The organism is Methylobacterium fujisawaense, assembly GCF_014138435.1.
In the GTDB taxonomy this organism is placed as follows: Bacteria; Pseudomonadota; Alphaproteobacteria; order Rhizobiales; family Beijerinckiaceae; genus Methylobacterium; species Methylobacterium fujisawaense.
Genome location: NZ_JACJIM010000005.1, coordinates 307,005 through 328,741, shown reverse-complemented (window position 1 = coordinate 328,741; position 21,737 = coordinate 307,005). Strand labels below are relative to the sequence as shown.

The following is a 21,737-nucleotide window of genomic DNA, read 5'->3' as shown; positions in this document are numbered from 1 at the left end:
ATCTCCCCCATGAACCTCAACGGCTGGATCCAGATCGCGCTCTACTGCGCGGTCGTTCTGGCGCTCGTGAAGCCCCTCGGATCGTACATGACCCGGGTCTTCACCGGAGAGCGCACCCTCCTCTCACCCGTGCTCGGCCCCGTCGAGCGCGGGCTCTACCGCGTGTCCGGCATCGATGCCCGCCAGGAGCAGCACTGGCTGGCCTATACGGGCGCGGTCATCCTGTTCCACGTGCTGGGCTTCGCGGTGCTGTACGCGATCCTGCGGCTGCAGGCGGTGCTGCCGCTCAATCCGGCCGATCAGACCGCGGTGGCGCCGGATCTCGCGTTCAACACGTCGACCAGCTTCATCACCAACACCAACTGGCAGTCCTACGGCGGCGAGACCACGCTCTCGTACCTCTCCCAGATGCTGGGGCTGACGCACCAGAACTTCCTGTCGGCAGCGACCGGCATCGCGGTGGCGGTGGCGCTGATCCGCGGGTTCGCCCGCGCCTCGTCGGGCACGATCGGCTCGTTCTGGGTCGATGTGACCCGCGCCACCCTCTACGTGCTGCTGCCGATCTGCGTGCCCTACACGCTGTTCCTCGTCTGGCAGGGCATGCCGCAGACGCTCGGCGCCTACGTCCATGCCACGACCCTGGAGGGCGCGCACCAGACCCTCGCACTCGGACCGGTGGCGAGCCAGGTGGCGATCAAGATGCTCGGGACCAATGGCGGCGGCTTCTTCAACGCCAACGCCGCGCACCCGTTCGAGAACCCCACCGCCCTGTCGAACTTCGTCCAGATGGTCTCGATCTTCGTGATCGGCGCCGCGCTGACCAACGTCTTCGGCCGCATGGTCGGCGACGAGCGCCAGGGCTGGGCGATCCTCGGCGCCATGGGGATCCTGTTCCTCGCGGGCGTCCTCGTCACCTACTGGGCCGAGGCCCACGGCAGCTCGGTGCTCAACAGCTTCGGGCTGACCGGCGGCAACATGGAGGGCAAGGAGACCCGCTTCGGCATCGCCGCCTCGGCGCTGTTCGCGGTGATCACTACGGCGGCCTCCTGCGGCGCCGTCAACGCCATGCACGACTCGTTCACGGCGCTCGGCGGCCTGATCCCGCTGCTCAACATGCAGCTCGGCGAGATCATCATCGGCGGCGTCGGCGCCGGCCTCTACGGCATGCTGATCTTCGTGATCGTAGCGATCTTCGTGGCGGGCCTGATGGTCGGCCGCACCCCCGAATACCTCGGCAAGAAGATCGAGGCGAAGGAGGTGAAGATGGCCATGCTCGGCATCCTCTGCCTGCCGCTGATGATGCTGGGCTTCACCGCCCTGGCGACGGTGGTGCCGGCGGGCCTCGCCGGCCCGGCCAATGCCGGCCCGCACGGCTTCTCGGAGATCCTCTACGCCTACACGTCGGCGGCGGCCAACAACGGCTCGGCCTTCGGCGGGCTGACGGCCAACACGCTGTTCTACAACAGCACCCTGGCCATAGGCATGCTGGTCGGCCGGTTCTTCGTGAAGATCCCGGTCCTGGCCATCGCGGGCTCGCTTGCCGCCAAGAAGACGGTCCCGGCCTCGGCGGGCACGTTCCCGACCCATGGCGGCCTGTTCGTCGGGCTGCTGGTCGGCGTGATCCTCATCATCGGCGGCCTGACCTTCTTCCCATCCCTGGCGTTGGGCCCCGTGGTCGAGCACCTCGCGGGCGCGGCCGGCCAGACCTTCGCGACGGGGGGCTGAGATGCCGCGCACCCTCCCCGCCCGGCGCGTCGCGCGCCACCACCTCGTGCTGCACCGGCAGCCCCACCGGCGCGATCGCGCCGGTGCCCCGCCCCTGCGGACGTCGGACCTCGTCCTGGCGCTCCTCGGCGTCGTCCTGCTCGGCGGCTTCGCCCTCCTGGCCGCCTACGCACTGACGGCCGGCAGGCTGGCCCTCTGATCCCAAAAGCGCCCGGCGCGCCGCGCCGGGCTCCCCACCCCTTCCGGACATCTTCCATGTCGCGTCAGACATCATCCCTGTTCAGTGCCGCCCTGATCGGGCCGGCCCTCATCGGCTCCGTCAGGAAGCTCGATCCCCGCGCCATGATCCGCAACCCGGTCATGTTCGTGGTCGAGGTCGTGGCGGCGCTCACCACGGTCCTGTTCGCCCGCGACCTCGTCACCGGCGGCAACGACCTGGCCTTCTCCGGCCAGATCATCCTCTGGCTGTGGTTCACCCTGATCTTCGCCAACTTCGCCGAGGCCCTCGCGGAGGGGCGCGGCAAGGCCCAGGCCGACAGCCTGCGGCGCACCCGCACCGAGATGACGGCCAAGCGCCTCAAGGGCGCGGGCCGGGCCTACGAGACGGTGCCGGGCACCGCCCTCAAGGTCGGCGACGTCGTCCTGGTCGAGGCCGGCGACCTGATCCCCTCCGACGGCGAGGTGATCGAGGGCGTGGCCTCCGTGAACGAGGCCGCCATCACGGGCGAATCCGCCCCTGTGATCCGCGAATCCGGCGGCGACCGCTCAGCGGTGACCGGCGGCACGCAGGTTCTCTCGGACGAGATCAAGGTCCGCATCACCGCGGCGGCCGGCTCGACCTTCGTCGACCGGATGATCGCCCTGGTGGAGGGCGCCTCGCGGCAGAAGACGCCGAACGAGATCGCCCTGAACATCCTGCTCGCCGGGCTCACCATCGTGTTCGTCTTCGCGGTGGCCTCGATCCCGAGCTTCGCGAGCTACGCGGGCGGTTCGATCCCCGTGATCGTCCTCGTAGCCCTGTTCGTCACGCTGATCCCCACGACGATCGGCGCGCTGCTCTCGGCGATCGGCATCGCCGGCATGGACCGGCTGGTGCGCTTCAACGTGCTCGCCATGTCGGGCCGCGCCGTCGAGGCGGCGGGCGACGTCGACACCCTGCTCCTCGACAAGACCGGCACGATCACGCTCGGCAACCGGCAGGCCACCGAGTTCCGCCCGGTCTCCGGCGTGAGCGCGCAGGAGCTCGCCGACGCGGCGCAGCTCGCCTCCCTGGCGGACGAGACGCCGGAGGGCCGCTCGATCGTCGTGCTGGCCAAGGAGAAGTACGGCATCCGCGCCCGCGACATGGCGGGTCTCAACGCCACCTTCGTGCCGTTCACCGCACAGTCGCGCATGTCGGGCGTCGATCTGGAGAGCGCCTCGATCCGCAAGGGCGCGGTCGACGCCGTGATCGCGTCCCTGTCCGGCCAGCCCGTGGCGAGCCGGGGCTCGAACGCCGCCCTCGCCTTCCAGCCGGCTCCGGAGACGGGCGCCGTCAAGGAGATCCGCGCCATCGCGGAGGAGATCGCCAAGGCCGGCGGCACGCCCCTCGCGGTCGCGCAGGACGGGCGGCTGCTCGGCGTCGTCTACCTGAAGGACATTGTGAAGGGCGGCATTCGCGAGCGCTTCGCGGAGCTGCGCCAGATGGGCATCCGCACGGTGATGATCACCGGCGACAACCCGATGACTGCGGCTGCCATCGCGGCGGAGGCCGGCGTCGACGATTTCCTCGCCCAGGCCACCCCGGAGGACAAGCTCGCGCTGATCCGCAAGGAGCAGGCGGACGGCAAGCTCGTCGCCATGTGCGGCGACGGCACCAACGACGCCCCCGCCCTCGCCCAGGCCGATGTCGGCGTCGCGATGAACACCGGGACCGTGGCGGCCCGCGAGGCCGGCAACATGGTCGATCTCGACAGCGACCCGACCAAGCTTATCGAGATCGTCGGCATCGGCAAGCAATTGCTGATGACCCGCGGCGCGCTGACGACCTTCTCGATCGCCAACGACGTCGCCAAGTACTTCGCCATCATCCCGGCGATGTTCCTGGGCCTCTATCCGCAGCTCCAGGCGCTCAACATCATGGGCCTCGCCTCGCCGCAGAGCGCGATCCTGTCGGCGATCATCTTCAACGCGCTGATCATCGTGGCGCTGATCCCGCTGGCCCTGCGCGGCGTCACCTACCGGGCCGTCGGCGCGGCCGCTCTGCTGCGCCGGAACCTCCTGATCTACGGGCTCGGCGGCGTCCTCGTGCCCTTCGTCGGCATCAAGGCCATCGACCTCGCCGTCAGCGCCCTCCACCTCGTCTGAACCGGTCCATCGGAGACCCGCCATGCTGAAACAGCTTCGCCCCGCCCTGGTCCTGCTCACCGCGCTGACCGCGATCACCGGCCTCGCCTACCCCCTCGCGATGACCGGCCTCGCCGGCGCCATCTTCCCCGCCAAGGCCGCCGGCAGCCTGATCGAGCGCGACGGCACCGTCATCGGATCCAGCCTGATCGGCCAGGCCTTCACCGGCGCCGGCTACTTCCACGGCCGGCCCTCCGCGACGACGGCGCCGGACCCCGCCGACGCCTCCAAGACGGTGCCGGCGCCCTACAACGCGGCCAATTCCTCGGGCTCGAATCTCGGCCCGACCAGCGCGGCGCTGTCGGAGCGGGTGAAGACCGATGTCGACGCGCTGAAGGCCGAGAATCCGAGCGCCCCGGTGCCCGTCGATCTCGTGACGACAAGCGGCTCCGGCCTCGATCCGGACATCTCGCCCGAGGCCGCCTACTTCCAGGTTTCCCGCGTCGCCAAGGCCCGCAACATTCCGGAGGACAAGCTGCGCGACCTCGTGACCGCCCGGATCGAGGGCCGCACCCTGGGCATCCTGGGTGAGCCGCGCGTCAACGTCCTGGCGCTGAACCTCGCCGTCGACGATCTCGCCCGTCGGTGATGGACACGTCCGATCCCCGCCCGCATCCTGAAAAGCCGCGTCAGCGGCCCCGAAGGGGATGGCCGGGGATCGCGCAACCGGCCGGAGCACCGCGAGGCCACCGGCTGAGGGCGAGGGCCGGATGGCCCGAGACAGACTGATCCTGAGACGAGGTTCATGCCCGAGACCACCCGCGACCCGACCCGCCCCTCGCCCGACGCCCTGCTCGAAGCGGCGCGCCGGGAGGAGCGGACGCGCGGGCGCCTCAAGGTGTTTCTCGGGGCCGCCCCGGGGGTCGGCAAGACCTACGAGATGCTGACCATCGGCCGGGCCCGGCTGAAGGCTGGGATCGACGTCGTGATCGGCGTGGTCGAGACGCACGGCCGGGCCGAGACCGAGGCCCTGCTCGACGGCTTCGAGACGATCCCCCGCCGGTCGGTGCCGTATCACGGCACCGTCCTTCAGGAGATGGACCTCGACGCCCTCCTCGCCCGCCGGCCGGCGCTGGCGCTGGTCGACGAGCTGGCCCACACCAATGCCCCGGGCTCGCGCCACCCGAAACGGTACCAGGATGTCGAGGAGCTTCTCGATGCCGGCATCGACGTTCTGACGACGCTCAACATCCAGCACGTCGAGAGCCTCAACGATGTGGTCGCCTCGATCACCCGTATCCGGGTGCGCGAGACGGTGCCGGACGGCGTTCTCGACCGCGCCGACGACATCGAGGTGGTGGACCTCAACCCCGACGACCTCATCCAGCGCCTGAAGGACGGCAACGTCTACGTCCCGACCCACGCCGAGCGGGCCCTGAAGCACTACTTCTCCCGCGGCAACCTGACGGCGCTCCGCGAGCTGGCGCTGCGGCGCACCGCCGACCGGGTGGACGACGAGCTGCTCGGCCACATGCGGGCCAACGCCATCGCCGGCCCCTGGGCGGCGGGCGAGCGCGTGCTGGTCTGCGTGAACGAGGACCCCCGCTCCGCAGGCCTCGTGCGCTACGCCAAGCGCCTCGCCGACCGCCTGCATGCGCCCTGGACGGCGCTCTCGATCGAGGGGGCCCGCGCGGCGACCTTGAGCGAGGCCGAGCGCGACCGGATCGCCGAAGCGTTGCGGATCGCCGACCGGCTCGGCGGCGATGCCGTCACCCTCCCGGGCGGCCGCCGGATCGCCGACGACGTGCTCGACTACGCCCGGTCCGCCAACGTCAATCACATCGTGGTCGGCAAGGCGAACCGGTCATGGCTGTTCGAGCTGCTCAACGGCTCCGTGGTGCACGATCTCGTGCGGGGCAGCGGCGCCATCAGCGTGCACGTGGTCCCCGGCGAGGCCGTTCCGGACACGACGCAGCCGCGCCGCCCCGTCGCGGTCGCCCCGTCGCGGTCGGGCTTCGAGGCGCGGCCCTACGCGGTCGCGCTGTCGGCCGTCGCCGCGGGACTCGGCGCCGCCATCCTCGCTCAGCCCTATGCCGGCGTCGAGAACGCCGACCTCTTCCTTCTTACCGCCATCGTCGCGGTGGCGGTGCGCTGGGGGCTCGGGCCGGCGCTCGCCGCGGTGGTGGCGGCCTCGCTCGCCTACAACTTCTTCTTCCTGCCGCCGGTCTACACGCTCACCATCGCCGACCCGACCAACGTCGCGGCCTTCCTGCTCTTCACCCTGGTGGCGGTGCTGGTCTCGAACCTCGCGTCCCGCGCCCGCCGCGTGGCGGTGGTCAGCCAGGGTCGCGCCCGGGCCACCGAGCGGCTGTTCGGCTTCTCGCGGAAGCTCGCCGCCTGCGGCACCCTGGACGACGTGCTCTGGGCCACCTGCGCCCAGGTCGCCGCGATGCTGAAGGTCCGCGTCGTCCTGCTGCTGCCCGACGGTCAGGCCGTCACGGTCCGGGCCGGCTACCCGCCCGAGGACATGCTGGACGAGGCCGATCTGGCGGCGGCGCAATGGGCCTTCGACAACGACCGGCCGGCGGGCCGCGGGGCCGACACGCTGCCGGGGGCCAAGCGGCTGTTTCTGCCGATGCGGACCGGGCGCGGCACGATCGGGGTGATCGGCCTCGATACCGACGGCACCGGACCGATCCTGTCGCCGGAGGGCCGCCGCCTCCTCGACGCCCTGGCCGACATGGGCGCCCTCGCCATCGAGCGGGTCCGGCTCGTGGAGGATCTCGACCGGGCTGAGCGCGCCGCCGAGACCGACCGCCTGCGCCAGGCGCTGCTCACCTCGATCAGCCACGACCTGCGCACGCCCCTCGCGTCGGTGCTCGGCGCGGCCAGCACGCTGCGCGACCTCGAATCCGCGCTTCCGGCAGACGCGAAGGCGGAGCTGCTGGCGACGATCATCGAGGAATCGGAGCGGCTCAATCGCTTCATCGCAAACCTCCTCGACATGACTCGGCTGGAGGCGGGCGCGGTGGCACCGAACCTCTCGGCGCAGGACGTGGCCGAGACCGTCGACACGGCCCTGCGCCGCACCCAGAAGATCCTCGCCGCGCATCGCGTCGCCGTGGAGGTGGAGCCCGACCTGCCGGCCCTGGCGCTCGACCCCGTCCTGTTCGAACAGGTTCTGGTCAATCTCCTGGACAACGCCGCCAAATACGCGCCCGAGGGCTCGACCGTCACCCTGCAGGTCCGCCGCGCCGGCGACCGGGTCCGGATCGCCGTGCTGGACGAAGGGGACGGCCTGCCCGAGGCGGATGTCGAGCGGGTGTTCGACAAGTTCTACCGCGTCCGGAAGGGGGATCGGGTCAGGGCCGGCACCGGGCTGGGGCTCGCCATTTCCCGGGGCTTCGTCGAGGCGATGGGCGGCACGGTCACGGCCGGAAATCGCCGGGACCGGAGCGGGGCCTGCTTCACCATCAGCCTTCCCGTGCCCGCCCGAACTGCGCCCAAGGACATCGCCGCATGAGCCCCACGGTCCTGGTGGTCGACGACGAGCCGCCGATCCGCAAGCTCCTGCGCATGGGCCTCGCCACGCAGGGCTACGCCGTCCTGGAGGCGCCCGACGCCCGGACTGCCCTGGCGCTGCTCGGGCGCGAGGGGGTGGACCTCGTGATCCTCGACCTCGGCCTGCCCGACATGCGCGGCCACGATCTGTTGCGGGCGGTCCGGGCGAGCCATCCCGATCTGCCCGTGGTGGTGCTGTCGAGCCGCGACGACGAGGGCGGCAAGGTCGAGGCGCTGGATCTCGGCGCCAACGATTACGTGACCAAGCCCTTCGGCATGGCGGAGCTGCTGGCCCGCCTGCGGGCCGCCATGCGCCACCAGCTCGCCGCGCGGGGCGAGCGGCCGATCTTCCGCGTCGACAACCTATCGGTCGATCTCGTCCGCCGGATCGTGAAAGTCGACGAGGCCGAGGTGAAGCTGACCCCGCGGGAATACGATTTCCTGCGCGTCCTGGTGCTGCATGCCGGCAAGGTGCTGACCCACGCGCAGCTCATGCGCTCGGTCCCGTCCTCGTCCGATCCGCAATATCTGCGCGTCTACGTGCGCCAGCTTCGCCAAAAGCTGGAGGCCGATCCCGAACGGCCGCGCCTCCTGCTGACCGAGACCGGCGTCGGCTACCGCCTGCGCGCGCCCGACGACGAGCCGGTCCCGCATCCCCGCGCCGCCGACGGCGCCGCGACCCACTGATCTCGAGGATAGCCCGATGCGTCCCTGCGCCCGCGATTTCGCGCGATGACCGTGGACCAGATCCTCATGCCGGCCGACGCCCTCGTCGGCCTGCGCATGGCCAGCAAAGGCGCGTTGCTCGAGGAGCTGGCCCGCCGTGCAGCCGGCGCCCTCGGCCTGAGCGCGGGGGCGATCCATCCGGCGCTCGTCCGGCGCGAGACCCTCGGCTCGACCGGGATCGGAGACGGCATCGCCCTGCCGCATGCGCGCCTCGACGCGGTGACGCGCCCGTACGGGATCCTCGCCCGGCTCCGTGAGCCGATCGATTTCGAGGCGGTCGACGACCGGCCTGTGGACCTCGTCTTCCTGTTGCTGCTCCCCACGGCCGCTGAGGGCGAGCCGCTGAACGCTCTGGCCTGCGTGGCACGGCGCCTGCGCGATCCCGAGGCCGCCGCGGCCATGCGTGTGGCACGGGATGCGGCGGCTCTCTATGAGGCGGCGATGCCCCGGTAGCCGTGCGGCCCGGCCGTCAATGCGCCCCGCCCGTCTCGACGAACTTGAACAGGAACACCGCCGCGATCACCCAGACGATCGGCTTCACCTCCCGGGCCCGGCCGGCGAGCAGCTTCAGCGCCGCGTAGGTGATGAACCCGCAGGAGACGCCGGTGGCGATCGAGTAGGTGAAGGGCATCAGGAGGGCCGTCACGCAGGCCGGCACCACCTCAGTGAGATCGTCCCAGTCGAGCTCCACCAACTCCCGCAGCATCAGGCAGGCGACGTAGAACAGCGCCGGTGCCGTGGCGTAGGCCGGGACGGCACCGGCCAGGGGGGCGAAGAACAGGCAGGCGAGGAACAGAACCGCCACGGTGGCGGCCGTCAGCCCGGTGCGGCCGCCCTCCTCCACGCCGGAGGCGCTCTCCAGATAGGCCGTGGTGCTCGACGTGCCGAGAAGCGCGCCCGCGAAGACCGAGACGGAATCGGCCATCAAGGCCCGGTCGAGGCGGCGCATCCGCCCGTCTGTCAGGAGCCCGGCGCGGTTCGCCACGCCCATCAGCGTTCCGGTGGCGTCGAACAGCTCGACCAGGAACAAGACCAGGATCACGTTGAGCAGGCCCGCCGAGAGCGCCCCCGGAATGTCGAGGGCAAAGAGCGTCGGGGTGATGGAAGGCGGGAGGGCGACGACACCCTGGAAGGTGTTGCCGGCGAACACGAAGCTCAAAGCGGTAACCGTCAGGATGCTGGCGAGCAGCGCCGCCCGAACCTTCCGCGCGGACAGAACGGCCACCATCAGGAAGCCGACCACCGCCAGGATCGTCTCGGGCTTGTGCAGATCGCCGAGGGTGACGAGGGTCGCGGGATTCGCCGCCACGAGGCCGGCATTCTTGAGCGCGATGATCGCCAGGAACAGGCCGATCCCCACCGTGATGGCGATGCGCATGGAGCGCGGGATCCCGTCGACGATGAGCGCGCGCAGCCCGGTCAGGGTGACGATCAGGAAACACAGCCCCGAGATGAACACCGCCCCGAGGGCGGCCTGCCAGCTGAAGCCGAGTTGCTGGACCACCACGTAGGTGAAGTAGGCGTTGAGCCCCATCCCGGGCGCGAGGGCGATCGGGTAATTGGCGTAGAGCGCCATGATCAGCGAGCCGAGCGCCGCCACGAGGCAGGTCGCCACGAACACGGCGCCCCGCGGCATGCCGGCATCCGCCAGGATGCTCGGATTGATGAAGACGATGTAGGCCATCGTCAGGAAGGTGGTCAGCCCCGCCAGCACCTCTGTGCGCACGCTGGTGCCGTGCTCGGCGAGGCGGAAGGTGCGCTCCAGAAAGCCGGGTTTGGCCGCCGGCGTGGCATCCCGCGGTTGATCCATCACGAGAGCCCGGTCCTGCCGGCCGCCACGGCCCGGTAGATCCTGTCGGGGGCGAAGGGGGTCGCGGTCAGCCTCGCGCCGGTCGCGTCGCGGATCGCGTTGCCGAGCGCCGCCGCCACCGGGTTGAAGGGCGACTCGCTCATCGACTTGGCGCCAAGGGGGCCGATGCTGTCGTACGTGTCGGCGAACAGGACCTCGGTGTCCGGCACGTCGGCGCAGGCGGGGATGTGGTAGTCGCGGAATGTCTGCGTGATGAGGCTCCCGTCCGCACCGACGCGGACCTCCTCGTAGAGCGCTGCGCCGATCGCCTGCGCGACGCCGCCCTCGACCTGTCCGCGGCACTGCATCGGATTGATGACCCGCCCGGCATCGGCGGCGTGAACGCTCCTCAGGATGCGCACCAGCCCGCTCACGGGATCGACCGCGACCCGGAAGGCGTGGACGTTGAACGCCACCGAGCGCGGGCTGCCGTCGGCCCGGCCGGCCGCGTCGAGCGGTCCGATCGCCGCGAGCGTCACCGGCCCGGCCGGCGTCTCGACGACATCCCCCGCCACGCGGCAAGAATCCGGGGACGCACCCGCGATTTCCGCCGCCCGCGTGCGGATCCGGACCGCGAGCGCCTCCGCGGCGCGGAGCGTCGCCAGACCCGCCACAACGGTCCCCGTGCTGCCATAGGCGCCTGTATCGTGGCCGACGCCATCGGTGTCCGCGCCCGCGATGCGAACGCGCTCCGGCGTGACGCCGAGCGCCGAGGCCGCGATCTGCCGATGCACCGTGCTGGTGCCGTTGCCGAACTCCGCCGTCCCGACGCGCACGGTAAAATGCCCGTCGGCGTCCAGGCCGACCCGCGCATCGGCATGGTGGCCGCGCGGGGGAATCGTGTCGATCATCGCCATCGCCATGCCGGTTCCGCAGCGCCAGCCGGCCTCCGGCTCCGGTCCCGGATCGGCTTGTAGCGCCTCCTCGACCAGGGTCAGGCACTGGTCGAGGCCGTAGCTGCCGAACACCACGTCGTGGGGCTCCAGGCTGTTCGACACCAGGGCGTCGCCCGGCTTGACGGCGTTGTGCCGCCGCAGCGCGAAGGGGTCGAGGCCGAGCCCGCGGGCGACCTCGTCCAGGGCGGATTCCAGGGCGAAGATGGTCTGGCTCAGCCCATAGCCCCGGAAGGCTCCCGCCGGCAGCGTATGGGTGTAGACGGCGCGGCCATCGACCCGCTTGTTGGGGCAGACATAGGCGGCCAGCACCTCGTTGCAGGCGTGATGGATCACGCCGCCGGCGTGGTTGCCGTAGGCGCCGGTGTCGGACAGGACGTCCAGGCTGAGCGCCGTCAGCGTGCCGTCGCGCCGGGCGCCGACCTTCACATCCACCCGCATCGGATGACGCGTCGTGGTTCCGACGAACTGTTCCCGGCGGGTCAGCTCCCAGCGGACCGGCCGGCCGGTGTGCAGGACCGCCAGGGCGACGAGATCCTCGGTGAGCATCTCCTGCTTGCCGCCGAAGCCGCCCCCGACCCGGGCGCAGACCACGCGCACCGCGTCCTTCTCCAGGCCGAACAGGTCCGCCAGCGCGTCCCGGGTCAGGAACGGCACCTGGGTGCTCGTGCGCAGCGTCAGGCGGCCGTCCTCGGCGCGCCATCCGATGCAGCCATGGGTCTCCATGGCGGCGTGCTGGACGCGCTGCGACCGGAACGTCCCGGCATAGACGAAGTCGGCTTCGGCCAGGCCGACCTCCACGTCGCCGACAGCGCCGTGGACCTCGCCGGCGAGGTTGGGGTGGCGTCCGAGGGGCGGCGCATCATCGCCCGGGCCGTCGCGGGGATCGTGGACCCGGGGTGCGTCGGGCTCCAGGGCGCGGTCCGGATCGAGGAGCGCCGGGCGGACCTCGTAGGTGACCTGCAGGGCCCGGCAGCCGGCCTCGGCGGCCGCTTCAGACTCCGCCACCACGGCGGCGACGCGCTGGCCCACGAAGCGCAGGATCGGGTCGAGCACCCGCGTGTCGGACGCATCGTCCCGCGGATCCTCGTGGCGGCCGGTGGAGAACCGGCGCGGCGGTGCGTCCGCATGGGTCAGCACGGCCACGACCCCCGGGACGGCGCGCGCTGCCGCGGCGTCGATCGCCACGATCCGGGCATGGGCATGGGGCGAGCGCAGGACCTTGAGATGGAGCGTGTCGCCGAGCGGGGCGTCCAGGGTGAAACGGGCGCGACCGGACACCACAAGCGGCGCAGCCGGCGCCGGGCAGTTCCGCCCGACCGGATCTCCACAGCCGCCGCGCTCCACGGACCTTGCGCTGCCCGCGATGGCCTCGCGGATGGCGCGGTAGCCGGTACAGCGGCAGAGATTGCCCTTGAGGGCGGTGCCGAGATCCTGCTTCTGCCCCTGGTCGAGCCTCGCCGCCGTCATGATCATGCCCGGCGTGCAGAACCCGCACTGGAAACCCTGGGCGTCCAGGAAGGCCTGCTGCGTCGGATGGAACTCGGCGGGCTCGGGATCGTCGGGATGGCAGGGACCCGCCAGGCCTTCGATCGTCGTCACGCTCCGGCCCTCGGCGCGGAATGCCGGGACGAGGCAGCTGTGGACCGGCTCGCCGTCGAGATGAATCGTGCAGGCGCCGCAATCGCCGGCATCGCAGCCCTTCTTGACGCCGAACCAGCCCGCCTCGCGCAGATAGGTCCGCAGGCACTGTCCGGCCCGCGGCGAACCCTCGTGCATCGCGCCGTTGATCATAACGTTCATGACGCGGCTCCCGGCGACGGCGCCGCGTCGAGCGACGCGCGGATCTCCTCGGCGAAGTGCCGGGTCATGTGGCGGCGCCAGTCGGGCCGGCCGTGGACATCGTCGTAATAGAGGGCATCCGGAATCGCAGCGTCGAGGGCACGCGTCAGCGCATCCGGACCCGGCAGCCCGTCGAAGGTTAGGCGGAGCGGACGCGTCACCGAGGCCGTGACGGTCAGCGCGAAGGCGCCGTCCGCGGCGCGCGTCCCGATGAGCAGCGCGCCGGAACGGCCGTTCGGGCTGAGGCTGACGCGGCGAAACGCCGTGCGGCGCGCAAGGGCAGCGGCCGGCATCGAGAGGCTGCGGAGGACTTCCCCCGGTCTCAGGGCATTGCGCTGCGGACCGAGGACGAAGTCGATCACCGGGACGTGGCGCTCGGTCCCGTCCGCGGACCAGATCGTGCAGGTCGCGTCCAGGGCGGTCGCGAGGGCGATCATCGGGCCGGCCGGGAGGGCGAGGCAGACATTGCCGCCGACCGTGGCCACGTTCCAGATCTTGAAGGAGCCGAGCAGCGCCCGACAGCACGGGCCGACCAGGGGCGCCGCGTTCCAGCCCGGCGGCAATTCCAGCCGGTCGAGCTGCGCGATGGTGCAGGTCGCAGCCAGCGTGAGGCCGCCTGCGTCGATCGTGTGCGGCGGCCAGCCGAGGCTCGCGAGGTCGATGAGGCGCCGCATCCCGACCTGCGGCTCGGAGAACAGCCACGTGCCGCCGCCCAGGCAGGCATCGCCATCCTGCCAGGCGGGCAACTCGATCCGGCTGCGCGGACGCAGGACGGTCTCGATGGTGTTGAGGTCCATGCCCCCTCGCCGGTCCGGCGCCGGTTCGGTCCGGCCCTTCACTATGCCGGCCGATATGAGGCACCGGTCAAGCCGCGGCGGTGCCGGGGAACCTTGGCGCCCCCGCTCGCCTCGGCCTAGGATGAATCAGAATCGCGTGAGATGGCCGGCTGCGGCCCGCTCGGAGATCCCCATGGCCCTGACGGCATCGCGCTACGGCAAGGAGCGGGTTCGTGTGCTGCGTCTCGCCCGCGACGGCGAGCACCATACGCCGCGGGAGCTGACGCTGTCGGTCATGCTGACCGGCCGCTTCGAGGCCGCCTGGACCACGGGGGATAACCGCGCCGCCATCGCCACCGACAGCATCAGGAACATCGTCAACGTCACGGCGGCGCAGAACCTGACTCTCGACGCGGAGGCCTTCGTCGCCGCGGTCGCGCAGGTCCTGCTCGAGACCTATCCGCAGATCGAGGCCGTCGCCATCGAGGCAGAGGAGATCCGCTGGCTGCGTCACGCGATTGCGGGCGCGCCGCACGGGCATACCTTCACGCGGGACGGGAACGGCACCGGCTTCGTGGCGCTGACCGCCAGCCGAGCCGGTTCGACGCTGCGCTCCGGCCTGCGGGGCTACACCTTCATGAAGACGACCCAATCGGGCTGGTCGGATTTCGTTGCGGACCGATACCGGACGCTGCCGGATACGACGGATCGCATCGCCGCCACCAGCATGGATGCGACCTGGACCTGGGCGTCGCCCCCTCCCGATTGCAGCGAGGCCAATGCCCGCATCCTCCAGACGCTGCTCACGGTGTTCGGCACGACCTACAGCCGCGGCATTCAGGACAGCATGTACCGGATGGGTGAGGCCGCGCTCGACGCCGTTCCGGAACTCGCCGAGATCGGCTTCGTGATGCCCAACAAGCATTACCTGCCGATCGACCTCACTTCCTTCGGCCTCGACAACGCTGGAACCATCTTTCTGCCGACGGATGAGCCTGCCGGTCGCATCGAGGCGACGATCGGCCGGACCGCCTGACGTCCCTCGACGCGCGACGGGCCTGGAAACGGCGCATGTCCCCCGGTGCCCCCCCGGCGGCAGCGGGACCGCCGACCGCCGCCGGCAGGGCGGATCCCGGTTGCGCGGCGCCGGAGCAGAGGGACGGCGCGTCAGTCCGCCGGAAAAGCTCACGCTGCGCACAACGCAGGATTGTCCAAGATCAAGCCCTGAAACGTAAGGGCACAATCTCTGGGCGATGACTCGGGGTTTACTGAACAGTCCGTTCTCGCCGGTCATCGCGTGTGATTCTGATGTAGGGCGGCGGGCCCTTAACGGCACTGAAACGGTCCGCACCTATGAAAGATGTCGATTGGCTGGGGCGTCGGTGAGAACCCAAGGTCGTTTGGGACGACAAACGACGCCTGGACTAGATAAAAGCCAGCTTCGACCGTGCTGTTGTGCGCTTCTGCCGCACCGCGGTCGTGATATGTGGAGGATCAATGTTCGAGGGACTCAGGACTCGGAACGACCAAGCCGCAAAACTTGCAGCTTTGAGCCGATCCCTTGCCACGATTGAGTTCGCGCTCGACGGCACAATTCTGGACGCCAACGAGAACTTTCTCGCGGCCATGGGCTACACGCTCGCGGAAATCCAGGGCCGTCACCACAGCCTGTTCGTCGAACCGGCCGTGCGAGAGAGTGAGGACTATCGCCGTTTCTGGGAGAGCCTGCGGCACGGTACGTTCGAGAGCGCCGAGTACAAGCGCCTCGCCAAGGGTGGCCGCGAGGTCTGGATCCAGGCAACCTACAATCCGGTGCTCGACGCGGGCGGCAAGCCGGTGAAGATCGTCAAATTCGCCACCGACATCACGGCGCAGAAGCTGCGAACCCTCGATCTCGAAGGGCAGATCACCGCGCTGCATCGCTCGCAGGCCGTCATCGCCTTCTCCCTCGACGGCACCATCGTCACCGCCAATCCCAATTTTCTGACCGCGGTGGGTTACGAACTGGACGAGATCGTCGGACGCCATCACAGCCTGTTCGTGAGCGAGGCCGAGCGCACCAGCGAGGCTTACCGCCTGTTCTGGGCGGCGCTGGCGCGCGGCGAATTTCAATCCGGGGCCTTCAAACGTACCGGAAAGGGCGGTCGCGAAATCTGGATCCAGGCGACGTACAACCCCATCACCGACGTGGACGGCAAACCGATCCGAGTCGTCAAATTCGCCACCGACATCACTGCGCAAGTCCATGAACGTCAGCAGCGCGCGGCCGCGCAGCGCGCGATCGGCGATGAGCTCGACGCCATTGGCGGCGCCGTGGCGGACGTCACGCGCCAAGCCGACGAGGCGGTCACGCGCGTCGGCCGCGTGTCGAGCGACATCCAGTCCGTCGCCATCGGCGCGGAAAAGCTGTCCGCGTCGGTGGACGACATGAATCGGCAGGTGAACCACGCGGCGGATGTCGCGGGACAAGCCGTGGAACAGGCGCAGCGCACCGGTCAGATCGTGACGGGGCTCAGCGAAAACGCCACCCAGATCGGCGATGTCCTCGGCCTCATTTCCGGGATCGCTGCCCAGACCAACCTGTTGGCTTTGAACGCGACCATCGAGGCGGCGCGGGCCGGCGCGGCCGGACGCGGCTTCGCGGTGGTGGCCACGGAGGTGAAGACCCTCGCCGCCCAGACCGGCCGGGCGACGGACCAGATCCGACTCCAGATCGCCTCTACCCAGTCAGCAACCCGTGAGGCCGTCGACGCCATCGACGCGATCCAGGGAACGATCCATACGTTGAACACGGTATCGTCCACCCTCGCGGCTGCGGTGGAAGAACAATCCGTGGTCATGCGGGCGATGTCCGGCAGCATGCAGACCGCAGCGCAGGATGTGTCCGCGATCTCGGCGGGCATGAACACGATCGCGCAGGCCAGCGCCCGCGCAGACCGGGCGACGCGTCAGGTCCGGGAAGCTTCGCGCGCCTTCGGCTGAAGGTGGAAGGGCCGGACGTCGCGCGGGTCAAACACTTCCGCCGCTATCCGCACGCGCGTCGGCACTCGCGTACGACGGACCGCCCATCCGGAGCCGGACGAAATTGGTGGCTCATTCGATATCGTGCGCCGCAATGAGCTGTATTTGAAGCAATTTGGTCAAACGACTTTGCAGAACGAGACCTTCGGGCTCGCGCGCCGGTCCGACCAGCCGGACTTCGAGCGTCGACGGCAATGTCGCGGATGACGAGACAGCTCAACTGCACCGGCTGTCCGCACGGCAACCGGCGGTGCGGGCTGATCGGGTCTGAGCCCCTGTGCGTCTCGCGTCTGAAGAGCGTGCCATAGGGCAATGCCGGCGGCCGCCCAGAGGGTGGGCCATACGCCACGCGCCGGGCCTCGGCTGCACACTTGTCCCGAGCCGGCTTACCCGGCGGCAGGCCCTCGCCTACCCGTCACCGCAGTTCATGAGCGGGAGACGGATGCGTGGTGGAGCGAACCTTGCGCAAGGCAGGTCGGCTGAAGCGGTTGTGGCCGGGGCGGGCATCGCCCCTTCCGCCGGCGCCGCGCTTGCCGACCCCGGGTAACCTCCCTGAACCGCCCCCGCACCGCGGCTTTACGGCATCGGAATTGATCGCGATGGCGCGCCAAGCTCGGGCTGCGGACAATGAGGCGGATCCGGCGAAATCGGCGAGCGTTTCTTGACGTCACACACGGTTCGCCGGGAGATGATCCATGGGATTGGTCGCCTTCATCGTCTTCGTGTGCCCGTGGATGGGCTTGGCCGGCCTGTTATGGATGCGCGCCCAGCAGACCAAGCCGCTCTGACCTCGGTGCAGACGCAGCCTCGCCCGGCGTTGGCGGGGTAGACTGAGCGGCGCATCTGCGGCGCTCGGCAGGCGGCGCGGCCGATCCGGCGTGCAAGCGATGTGCGGATGGGATCGGCGGCGTGCCGCAGCGCGACGGGCGGCGTGTGCCGCCCACAGGCAGATCAGATTTGCGACGCGCGACACTCAATCTGCGGAGATCGTCCGCCCGCAAATGAGACGGTCATCTAAAGAGTGATAGATGCGAATATCATTATATTTGCTTAGCCTGTTTGTATTTTACTAGTCAAGTATGTTTTAATATAAGATCATTCAAGTTTAATACATGTCTTTCTACGAGCGTTGATTCCGGAGAGATTATTTTATAGAAGTCAGTCCAATGATCTTATCGGAAATCATTGGATGCATGTGCGTCTGTCATTTCTTGGGCTGCGGCTTGAATTAAGCGTTCGATCGATCGTTATTGCATTTGCCGTGACGATGTTCTGTCTTCCGGTTGGTGTCGGATTGGTCTCTGCAGTCCGGATCGGCATTGTCGAAGCAGCGAGTCGCACCCTGGCCGGTGAGATCAAGGCCACAACCCTGCTCGGCACCATCAAGCAACTGAGTCAGGATCTTCGGACGCTTGCGGTTCTGGCGCACGCTGCGCCGACTGAGGAGGCCCGTCGTGAAAGCTTCGTCAAGATCGACGCGGCGCATCGATCGCTCTCGGCCGCCTGGAGCGCGTATCTTTCGACCGTTACGGCGCCCGATGACCAAAAGCTGGCGACAACTCTGCGCGTAGCTTGGCAGCACGTCCTCGCTGTCGGGGCCGAGGCGGCCGCCCTCGACCGGGCCGGGGAACGCGAACTGGCCGACCAGGTCCTGTCGACGGTGCTGGAGGCCGATGCGGCAGCGCTTCTGCAGGCAGTCGACGCGTTGCTCATGAACCGTCAAGGCAGGATCGCCGAAGAAGCCAAGACCGTCGATACAACCGGCCGGATGGCGTGGTGGGCGCTCGCCATGGCCGTGTCGGCCTCCGCATCGATCAGCCTCGGGCTGGCGTGGATCGTCCTGCGCCATGTCGTTCGACCGGTGTCGGCGATCACCGCCACCCTGCGGCGATGGGCGGAGAACGGGTCGACGGTTCCGATTTCCACCCTGATGCAGGACGTCGAACTCGGCGCGATGGCGGGGGCTCTCAGGGCCTGTGAGAACAGGATTCGGCACGCCGAACGCCGCGAAGAGGAGGCGGCCCGGGTGCAGGCGCACCGTGAACAGCAACGCCGTGACGCGTTTCGCAACATGACGGAGCGGTTCGAAGCGGAGATCGGCGGGGTTGTCGAGACCGTGTCATCCGACTCGGCGGAGCTGCGCGCCACGGCCGAGAGACTGTGCGAGATGGTCACGTTGACGACGAGTCACGCGGCGACGATGGCCGCCGCAGCGGAACAGGCTCAGTCCGACGTCCGGCGGATTGCCGCCGCTACCGGGGCGTTCGACTCTGCGGCCCACGAGGTCAATCGCCAAGCCGAGATCACGGCGTCTCTGGCAGGTGGCGCGGCGGTGGAGGCGGAACAGACCCTCTCGCGTGTTCAAGCCCTCAGCGGCGCCGCGGACCGGATCGGCGATGTGGTCCGCATGATCACCAAGATTGCCGCCCAGACCCATCTCCTCGCCCTCAATGCCGCGATCGAAGCCGCGCGGGCCGGTGAGGCAGGGCGCGGATTTGCGGTTGTGGCCGCCGAAGTGAAGACCCTGGCGGGACAGACCAAAGAGGCCACCGAAGTCATCGGCCGGCACGTGGCCGAACTGCAGGGATCGACTGTCGAGGCGACGTCGGCGATCGCAGGCATCACCGCCCGGATCGCCGATATGAGCCGGGCGGCGGCTTCGATCGCCGTCGCCGTCGAGCAGCAGGGCGCTGCAGCGCGGGAGGCCGTCCAGATCGTCATCCCCTGTACCGCCGACGCCGTGGAACCCGGCTTCGACATCACAGGAACAACCGATCCGGCCGCGGAGGCCGACACGGTCGCGGCCGGCATGTTGGCCGCGGCCCGCAGCTTGTCGCGGGACGCCGAACGTCTCGGCGGCGAGATCGCAGGCTTTCTCGACAATCTCCGCGCGGCCTGACGCGCGGCACGGAACGACCGGAACGGAGCGAGCGTCATGGGCCGGACAGATCGGGCGCAGATGCGCTCGCGCCTGCGACGAGCCGCCTGGGCCGGGGCTCTCGCCGTCATCGTCTGCGCGAAACCGGCGACTGCCACCACGATCGCCGTTCTGATGACTCCGCCGGCGGCCCTCACCCGCCTTCTGCACGACAGCCTGCAGGAGCACGCGGTGGCGCGCGGGATTACGGTGCATTTCGACTATGCGCCGGAGGGCGCGGGCGCGCAGCAGATCGCGCAGGCCCGGCGCGTCATCGCCGAGAAGGTCGATGCGCTCGTGGTGAGCCCTGTCGATCCGTCGGCTTGGGCCGCGATCATCCGGCTGGCGCAAGAGGCGGATGTTCCGCTGGTCGCCGTCAACGGCGCACCCCGTTCGGCTTGGTTCGCCGGACGAGTCGCCTTCGTCCAGCCGGATGACCTCGTCGCCGGGCGGTTGCAGATGCGCAAGCTTGGGCAGATGCTGGACGGGAGGGGCCGGGTGGGGATCCTTGCGGGCTGCACGTCGCACCCCGGGTCGACGCTTCGCGCCGAGGGCGTGAAGGAGGTCCTGGCCGAATCCCCGGGCCTCCGGCTGGTCGCGGAGGCGGCGGTGGACTGCGACCGTTCGGCGGCCCGAGCCGCGGTGGCCGATTGGCTCGCCCGGAAGCCGGCCATCGATGCGATCGCGGCCGTCACCGACGAGATGGCGATCGGTGCTGCCGAAGCCGCGGAGGCGGCCGGAATATCGGCGGGCCAAATCCTGATCGGCGGCATGGATGCGACCGCCGCCGGGATGCAGGCCATGCAGGACAAACGGCTTGCCGTAACGATCCACCAGGATGCGAGCTTACAAGGCCGTCGTGCGATCGATGATGCCCTGGCTTTGATCCGGCATGAGCCGGTGCCGCAATTTGACTGGGTGCCGTCCGAACTCGTCACGGACCGGATGTCGACCACCCACTTCTCCCGCTAGAACCGGGGCGGACCTCTCCCGTTTGGTGCCGCGTGGCGTAGCGGCAGGCCGCGCCTGCGGAGCAAGGACGCGGCCCGCACGGTCATCCGCTCGGGTCGCGCGGATGATCCGGCTTCGTTTGGCGACGTGCGGATGACCGATCCCCGACGACGAAGCATCGCCGCAGCCCGTCAATGCGCCATCAGGCAGCAGACATTGGTCGCGTGAAGGATGTGGCGTGTCGCGCCGCCGAAGATCCATTCCCGCAGGCGTGAGTGTCCGTACGCGCCCATGACGATCAGGTCAGCCTGCTGGTCGTGAGCAAAACGCAGGATCTCGTCGCCATCGCTGACCGTCGGAGACAACAGATTCGTGGCGACGGACGCGCCGTGGAGCGCGAGATGAGCGGCCACCTCGTCCGCGCCTTCCAGGCGGGCGCCTTCGCCCGCCGTGGCGACGAAGACCCGATCCGCCGAGCGCAGGAACGGCAGGGCCCCGGCTACCGCCCGTCGCGCCTCCGGCGAATCCTTCCAGGCCACGACGATGCGCCGGCCCGGCTCCCCTCTGACGCGCGAGGGAACGACGAGGACCGGCCGTCCGGCCTCCATCAGAACCGGCGCGATCGCCACGCCGAACGGCCCGGGGTCGATCTCGCTCTCGCCGGCCCGGCCGACGACGATCAGGTCGGCGGCACGGCCCTTGTCCACGAGATGAGCGGACGGCCGGTCGAGGCCGCCACACCAAGCGGTCCGCGGTGCCGCGCCTGCGCAGCGCGCGAAGATCGCCTGCGCCTGCTCAAGGTCCACGAGGACTTCGGCCTTGAGGCGCTCGTGCTGGGCCTGCGCGTCGCGGATGTCATGGGCAAACAGGGGGGCCGGCACCTCGGCGGCGGCCGCGCCGGTCAGCGTCGCATCGAAGCGGCGCGCCAAGGCCGCCGCCAGCCGCACGCGGTCGGGCGTCGATTCCGCGAAGTCCACGGAAACGAGGATGTTGGCATAGGACATGGCGGTCTCCGCGCGACCGACACACGGCCCCGACCAGAGCCGTATGGTCGGTGGGAGGGGCCGCAGCCTTGATCCAGCGCAATCGCCACCGCACCGGCTTGTCGGATTCGCGCGCTCCAGCCTTGAGCTGAATCAACGCGGCAGCGC

Annotated in this window: 15 protein-coding genes; 11 read left to right on the top strand and 4 right to left on the bottom strand. The window is 69.7% G+C overall.

The features are described from left to right. Positions 1-9 precede the first annotated feature (9 nt). The 7 genes from kdpA to GGQ91_RS17370 all read left to right on the top strand — a co-directional run bounded on the left by kdpA (position 10) and on the right by GGQ91_RS17370 (position 8,790). Entirely contained in the window at positions 10-1,725 is a 1,716-nt protein-coding gene (gene kdpA, locus GGQ91_RS17400) for a potassium-transporting ATPase subunit KdpA (protein ID WP_182592509.1), read from the top strand. A gap of 1 nt (position 1,726) precedes the next feature. Beyond that, the gene (locus tag GGQ91_RS17395; RefSeq protein WP_075381560.1) at positions 1,727-1,924 is read left to right on the top strand and encodes a hypothetical protein; all 198 of its coding nucleotides are present in this window, start codon (positions 1,727-1,729) and stop codon (positions 1,922-1,924) included. Positions 1,925-1,980: 56 nt separating this feature from the next. Beyond that, complete coding sequence (gene kdpB / locus GGQ91_RS17390; protein WP_043755116.1) at positions 1,981-4,071, top strand: potassium-transporting ATPase subunit KdpB; 2,091 nt, start codon at positions 1,981-1,983, stop codon at positions 4,069-4,071. Positions 4,072-4,093: 22 nt separating this feature from the next. Beyond that, a complete protein-coding gene (locus tag GGQ91_RS17385; RefSeq protein ID WP_182592508.1) occupies positions 4,094-4,699 on the top strand; it encodes a K(+)-transporting ATPase subunit C in 606 nt (201 codons plus the stop codon). A gap of 156 nt (positions 4,700-4,855) precedes the next feature. After that, complete coding sequence (locus GGQ91_RS17380; RefSeq protein WP_053608971.1) at positions 4,856-7,573, top strand: sensor histidine kinase; 2,718 nt, start codon at positions 4,856-4,858, stop codon at positions 7,571-7,573. After that, positions 7,570-8,298, top strand: a complete 729-nt coding sequence (locus tag GGQ91_RS17375; protein ID WP_043356449.1) for a response regulator transcription factor — start codon at positions 7,570-7,572, stop codon at positions 8,296-8,298. Before GGQ91_RS17380 ends, GGQ91_RS17375 begins: the two co-directional genes overlap by 4 nt. 45 nt (positions 8,299-8,343) lie before the next feature. Beyond that, positions 8,344-8,790, top strand: a complete 447-nt coding sequence (locus GGQ91_RS17370; protein ID WP_182592507.1) for a PTS sugar transporter subunit IIA — start codon at positions 8,344-8,346, stop codon at positions 8,788-8,790. A 16-nt stretch (positions 8,791-8,806) separates the two neighbouring features. On the opposite strand, the gene GGQ91_RS17365 is transcribed toward GGQ91_RS17370, so the two are convergent. From GGQ91_RS17365 to GGQ91_RS17355, 3 genes are read right to left on the bottom strand one after another with little or no spacing between them, the layout of a single operon-like run. Beyond that, positions 8,807-10,147: an NCS2 family permease gene (locus tag GGQ91_RS17365; RefSeq protein ID WP_075381556.1), complete on the bottom strand. Its 1,341-nt coding sequence runs from the start codon at positions 10,145-10,147 to the stop codon at positions 8,807-8,809. After that, positions 10,147-12,882 (bottom strand): molybdopterin-dependent oxidoreductase, encoded by a 2,736-nt coding sequence (locus tag GGQ91_RS17360; protein WP_182592506.1) that lies wholly within the window; start codon positions 12,880-12,882, stop codon positions 10,147-10,149. Before GGQ91_RS17360 ends, GGQ91_RS17365 begins: the two co-directional genes overlap by 1 nt. Beyond that, positions 12,879-13,718, bottom strand: coding sequence for an FAD binding domain-containing protein (locus tag GGQ91_RS17355; protein WP_182592505.1), 840 nt, complete (start codon positions 13,716-13,718; stop codon positions 12,879-12,881). The genes GGQ91_RS17360 and GGQ91_RS17355 overlap by 4 nt, the downstream gene beginning before the upstream one ends. 172 nt (positions 13,719-13,890) lie before the next feature. Between GGQ91_RS17355 and pucL the strand changes: the two genes are divergently transcribed. From pucL to GGQ91_RS17335, 4 genes are all read left to right on the top strand, one after another. Continuing rightward, entirely contained in the window at positions 13,891-14,733 is an 843-nt protein-coding gene (gene pucL / locus GGQ91_RS17350; protein WP_182592504.1) for a factor-independent urate hydroxylase, read from the top strand. A 461-nt stretch (positions 14,734-15,194) separates the two neighbouring features. Further along, positions 15,195-16,679: a methyl-accepting chemotaxis protein gene (locus GGQ91_RS17345; protein WP_043356429.1), complete on the top strand. Its 1,485-nt coding sequence runs from the start codon at positions 15,195-15,197 to the stop codon at positions 16,677-16,679. A 1,228-nt stretch (positions 16,680-17,907) separates the two neighbouring features. Further along, complete coding sequence (locus GGQ91_RS17340) at positions 17,908-19,617, top strand: methyl-accepting chemotaxis protein (RefSeq protein ID WP_182592503.1); 1,710 nt, start codon at positions 17,908-17,910, stop codon at positions 19,615-19,617. Between the two features lie 60 nt (positions 19,618-19,677). Further along, positions 19,678-20,607: a substrate-binding domain-containing protein gene (locus GGQ91_RS17335; RefSeq protein ID WP_246410739.1), complete on the top strand. Its 930-nt coding sequence runs from the start codon at positions 19,678-19,680 to the stop codon at positions 20,605-20,607. Positions 20,608-20,777: 170 nt separating this feature from the next. Here GGQ91_RS17335 and GGQ91_RS17330 read toward each other — a convergent pair whose 3' ends face one another. Further along, a complete protein-coding gene (locus GGQ91_RS17330; protein ID WP_182592501.1) occupies positions 20,778-21,590 on the bottom strand; it encodes a universal stress protein in 813 nt (270 codons plus the stop codon). Positions 21,591-21,737 lie beyond the last annotated feature (147 nt).

Bases quoted from the DNA above. Each gene is read 5' to 3' on its own strand.
- GGQ91_RS17340 (WP_182592503.1), top strand. From the start codon at position 17,908: ATGCATGTGCGTCTGTCATTTCTTGGGCTGCGGCTTGAATTAAGCGTT.
- GGQ91_RS17380 (WP_053608971.1), top strand. From the start codon at position 4,856: ATGCCCGAGACCACCCGCGACCCGACCCGCCCCTCGCCCGACGCCCTG.
- GGQ91_RS17360 (WP_182592506.1), bottom strand. From the start codon at position 12,882: ATGAACGTTATGATCAACGGCGCGATGCACGAGGGTTCGCCGCGGGCC.
- GGQ91_RS17330 (WP_182592501.1), bottom strand. From the start codon at position 21,590: ATGTCCTATGCCAACATCCTCGTTTCCGTGGACTTCGCGGAATCGACG.
- GGQ91_RS17395 (WP_075381560.1), top strand. From the start codon at position 1,727: ATGCCGCGCACCCTCCCCGCCCGGCGCGTCGCGCGCCACCACCTCGTG.
- GGQ91_RS17335 (WP_246410739.1), top strand. From the start codon at position 19,678: ATGCGCTCGCGCCTGCGACGAGCCGCCTGGGCCGGGGCTCTCGCCGTC.
- kdpB (WP_043755116.1), top strand. From the start codon at position 1,981: ATGTCGCGTCAGACATCATCCCTGTTCAGTGCCGCCCTGATCGGGCCG.
- GGQ91_RS17385 (WP_182592508.1), top strand. From the start codon at position 4,094: ATGCTGAAACAGCTTCGCCCCGCCCTGGTCCTGCTCACCGCGCTGACC.
- GGQ91_RS17355 (WP_182592505.1), bottom strand. From the start codon at position 13,718: ATGGACCTCAACACCATCGAGACCGTCCTGCGTCCGCGCAGCCGGATC.
- GGQ91_RS17365 (WP_075381556.1), bottom strand. From the start codon at position 10,147: ATGGATCAACCGCGGGATGCCACGCCGGCGGCCAAACCCGGCTTTCTG.
- pucL (WP_182592504.1), top strand. From the start codon at position 13,891: ATGGCCCTGACGGCATCGCGCTACGGCAAGGAGCGGGTTCGTGTGCTG.
- GGQ91_RS17375 (WP_043356449.1), top strand. From the start codon at position 7,570: ATGAGCCCCACGGTCCTGGTGGTCGACGACGAGCCGCCGATCCGCAAG.
- kdpA (WP_182592509.1), top strand. From the start codon at position 10: ATGAACCTCAACGGCTGGATCCAGATCGCGCTCTACTGCGCGGTCGTT.
- GGQ91_RS17370 (WP_182592507.1), top strand. From the start codon at position 8,344: ATGACCGTGGACCAGATCCTCATGCCGGCCGACGCCCTCGTCGGCCTG.
- GGQ91_RS17345 (WP_043356429.1), top strand. From the start codon at position 15,195: ATGTTCGAGGGACTCAGGACTCGGAACGACCAAGCCGCAAAACTTGCA.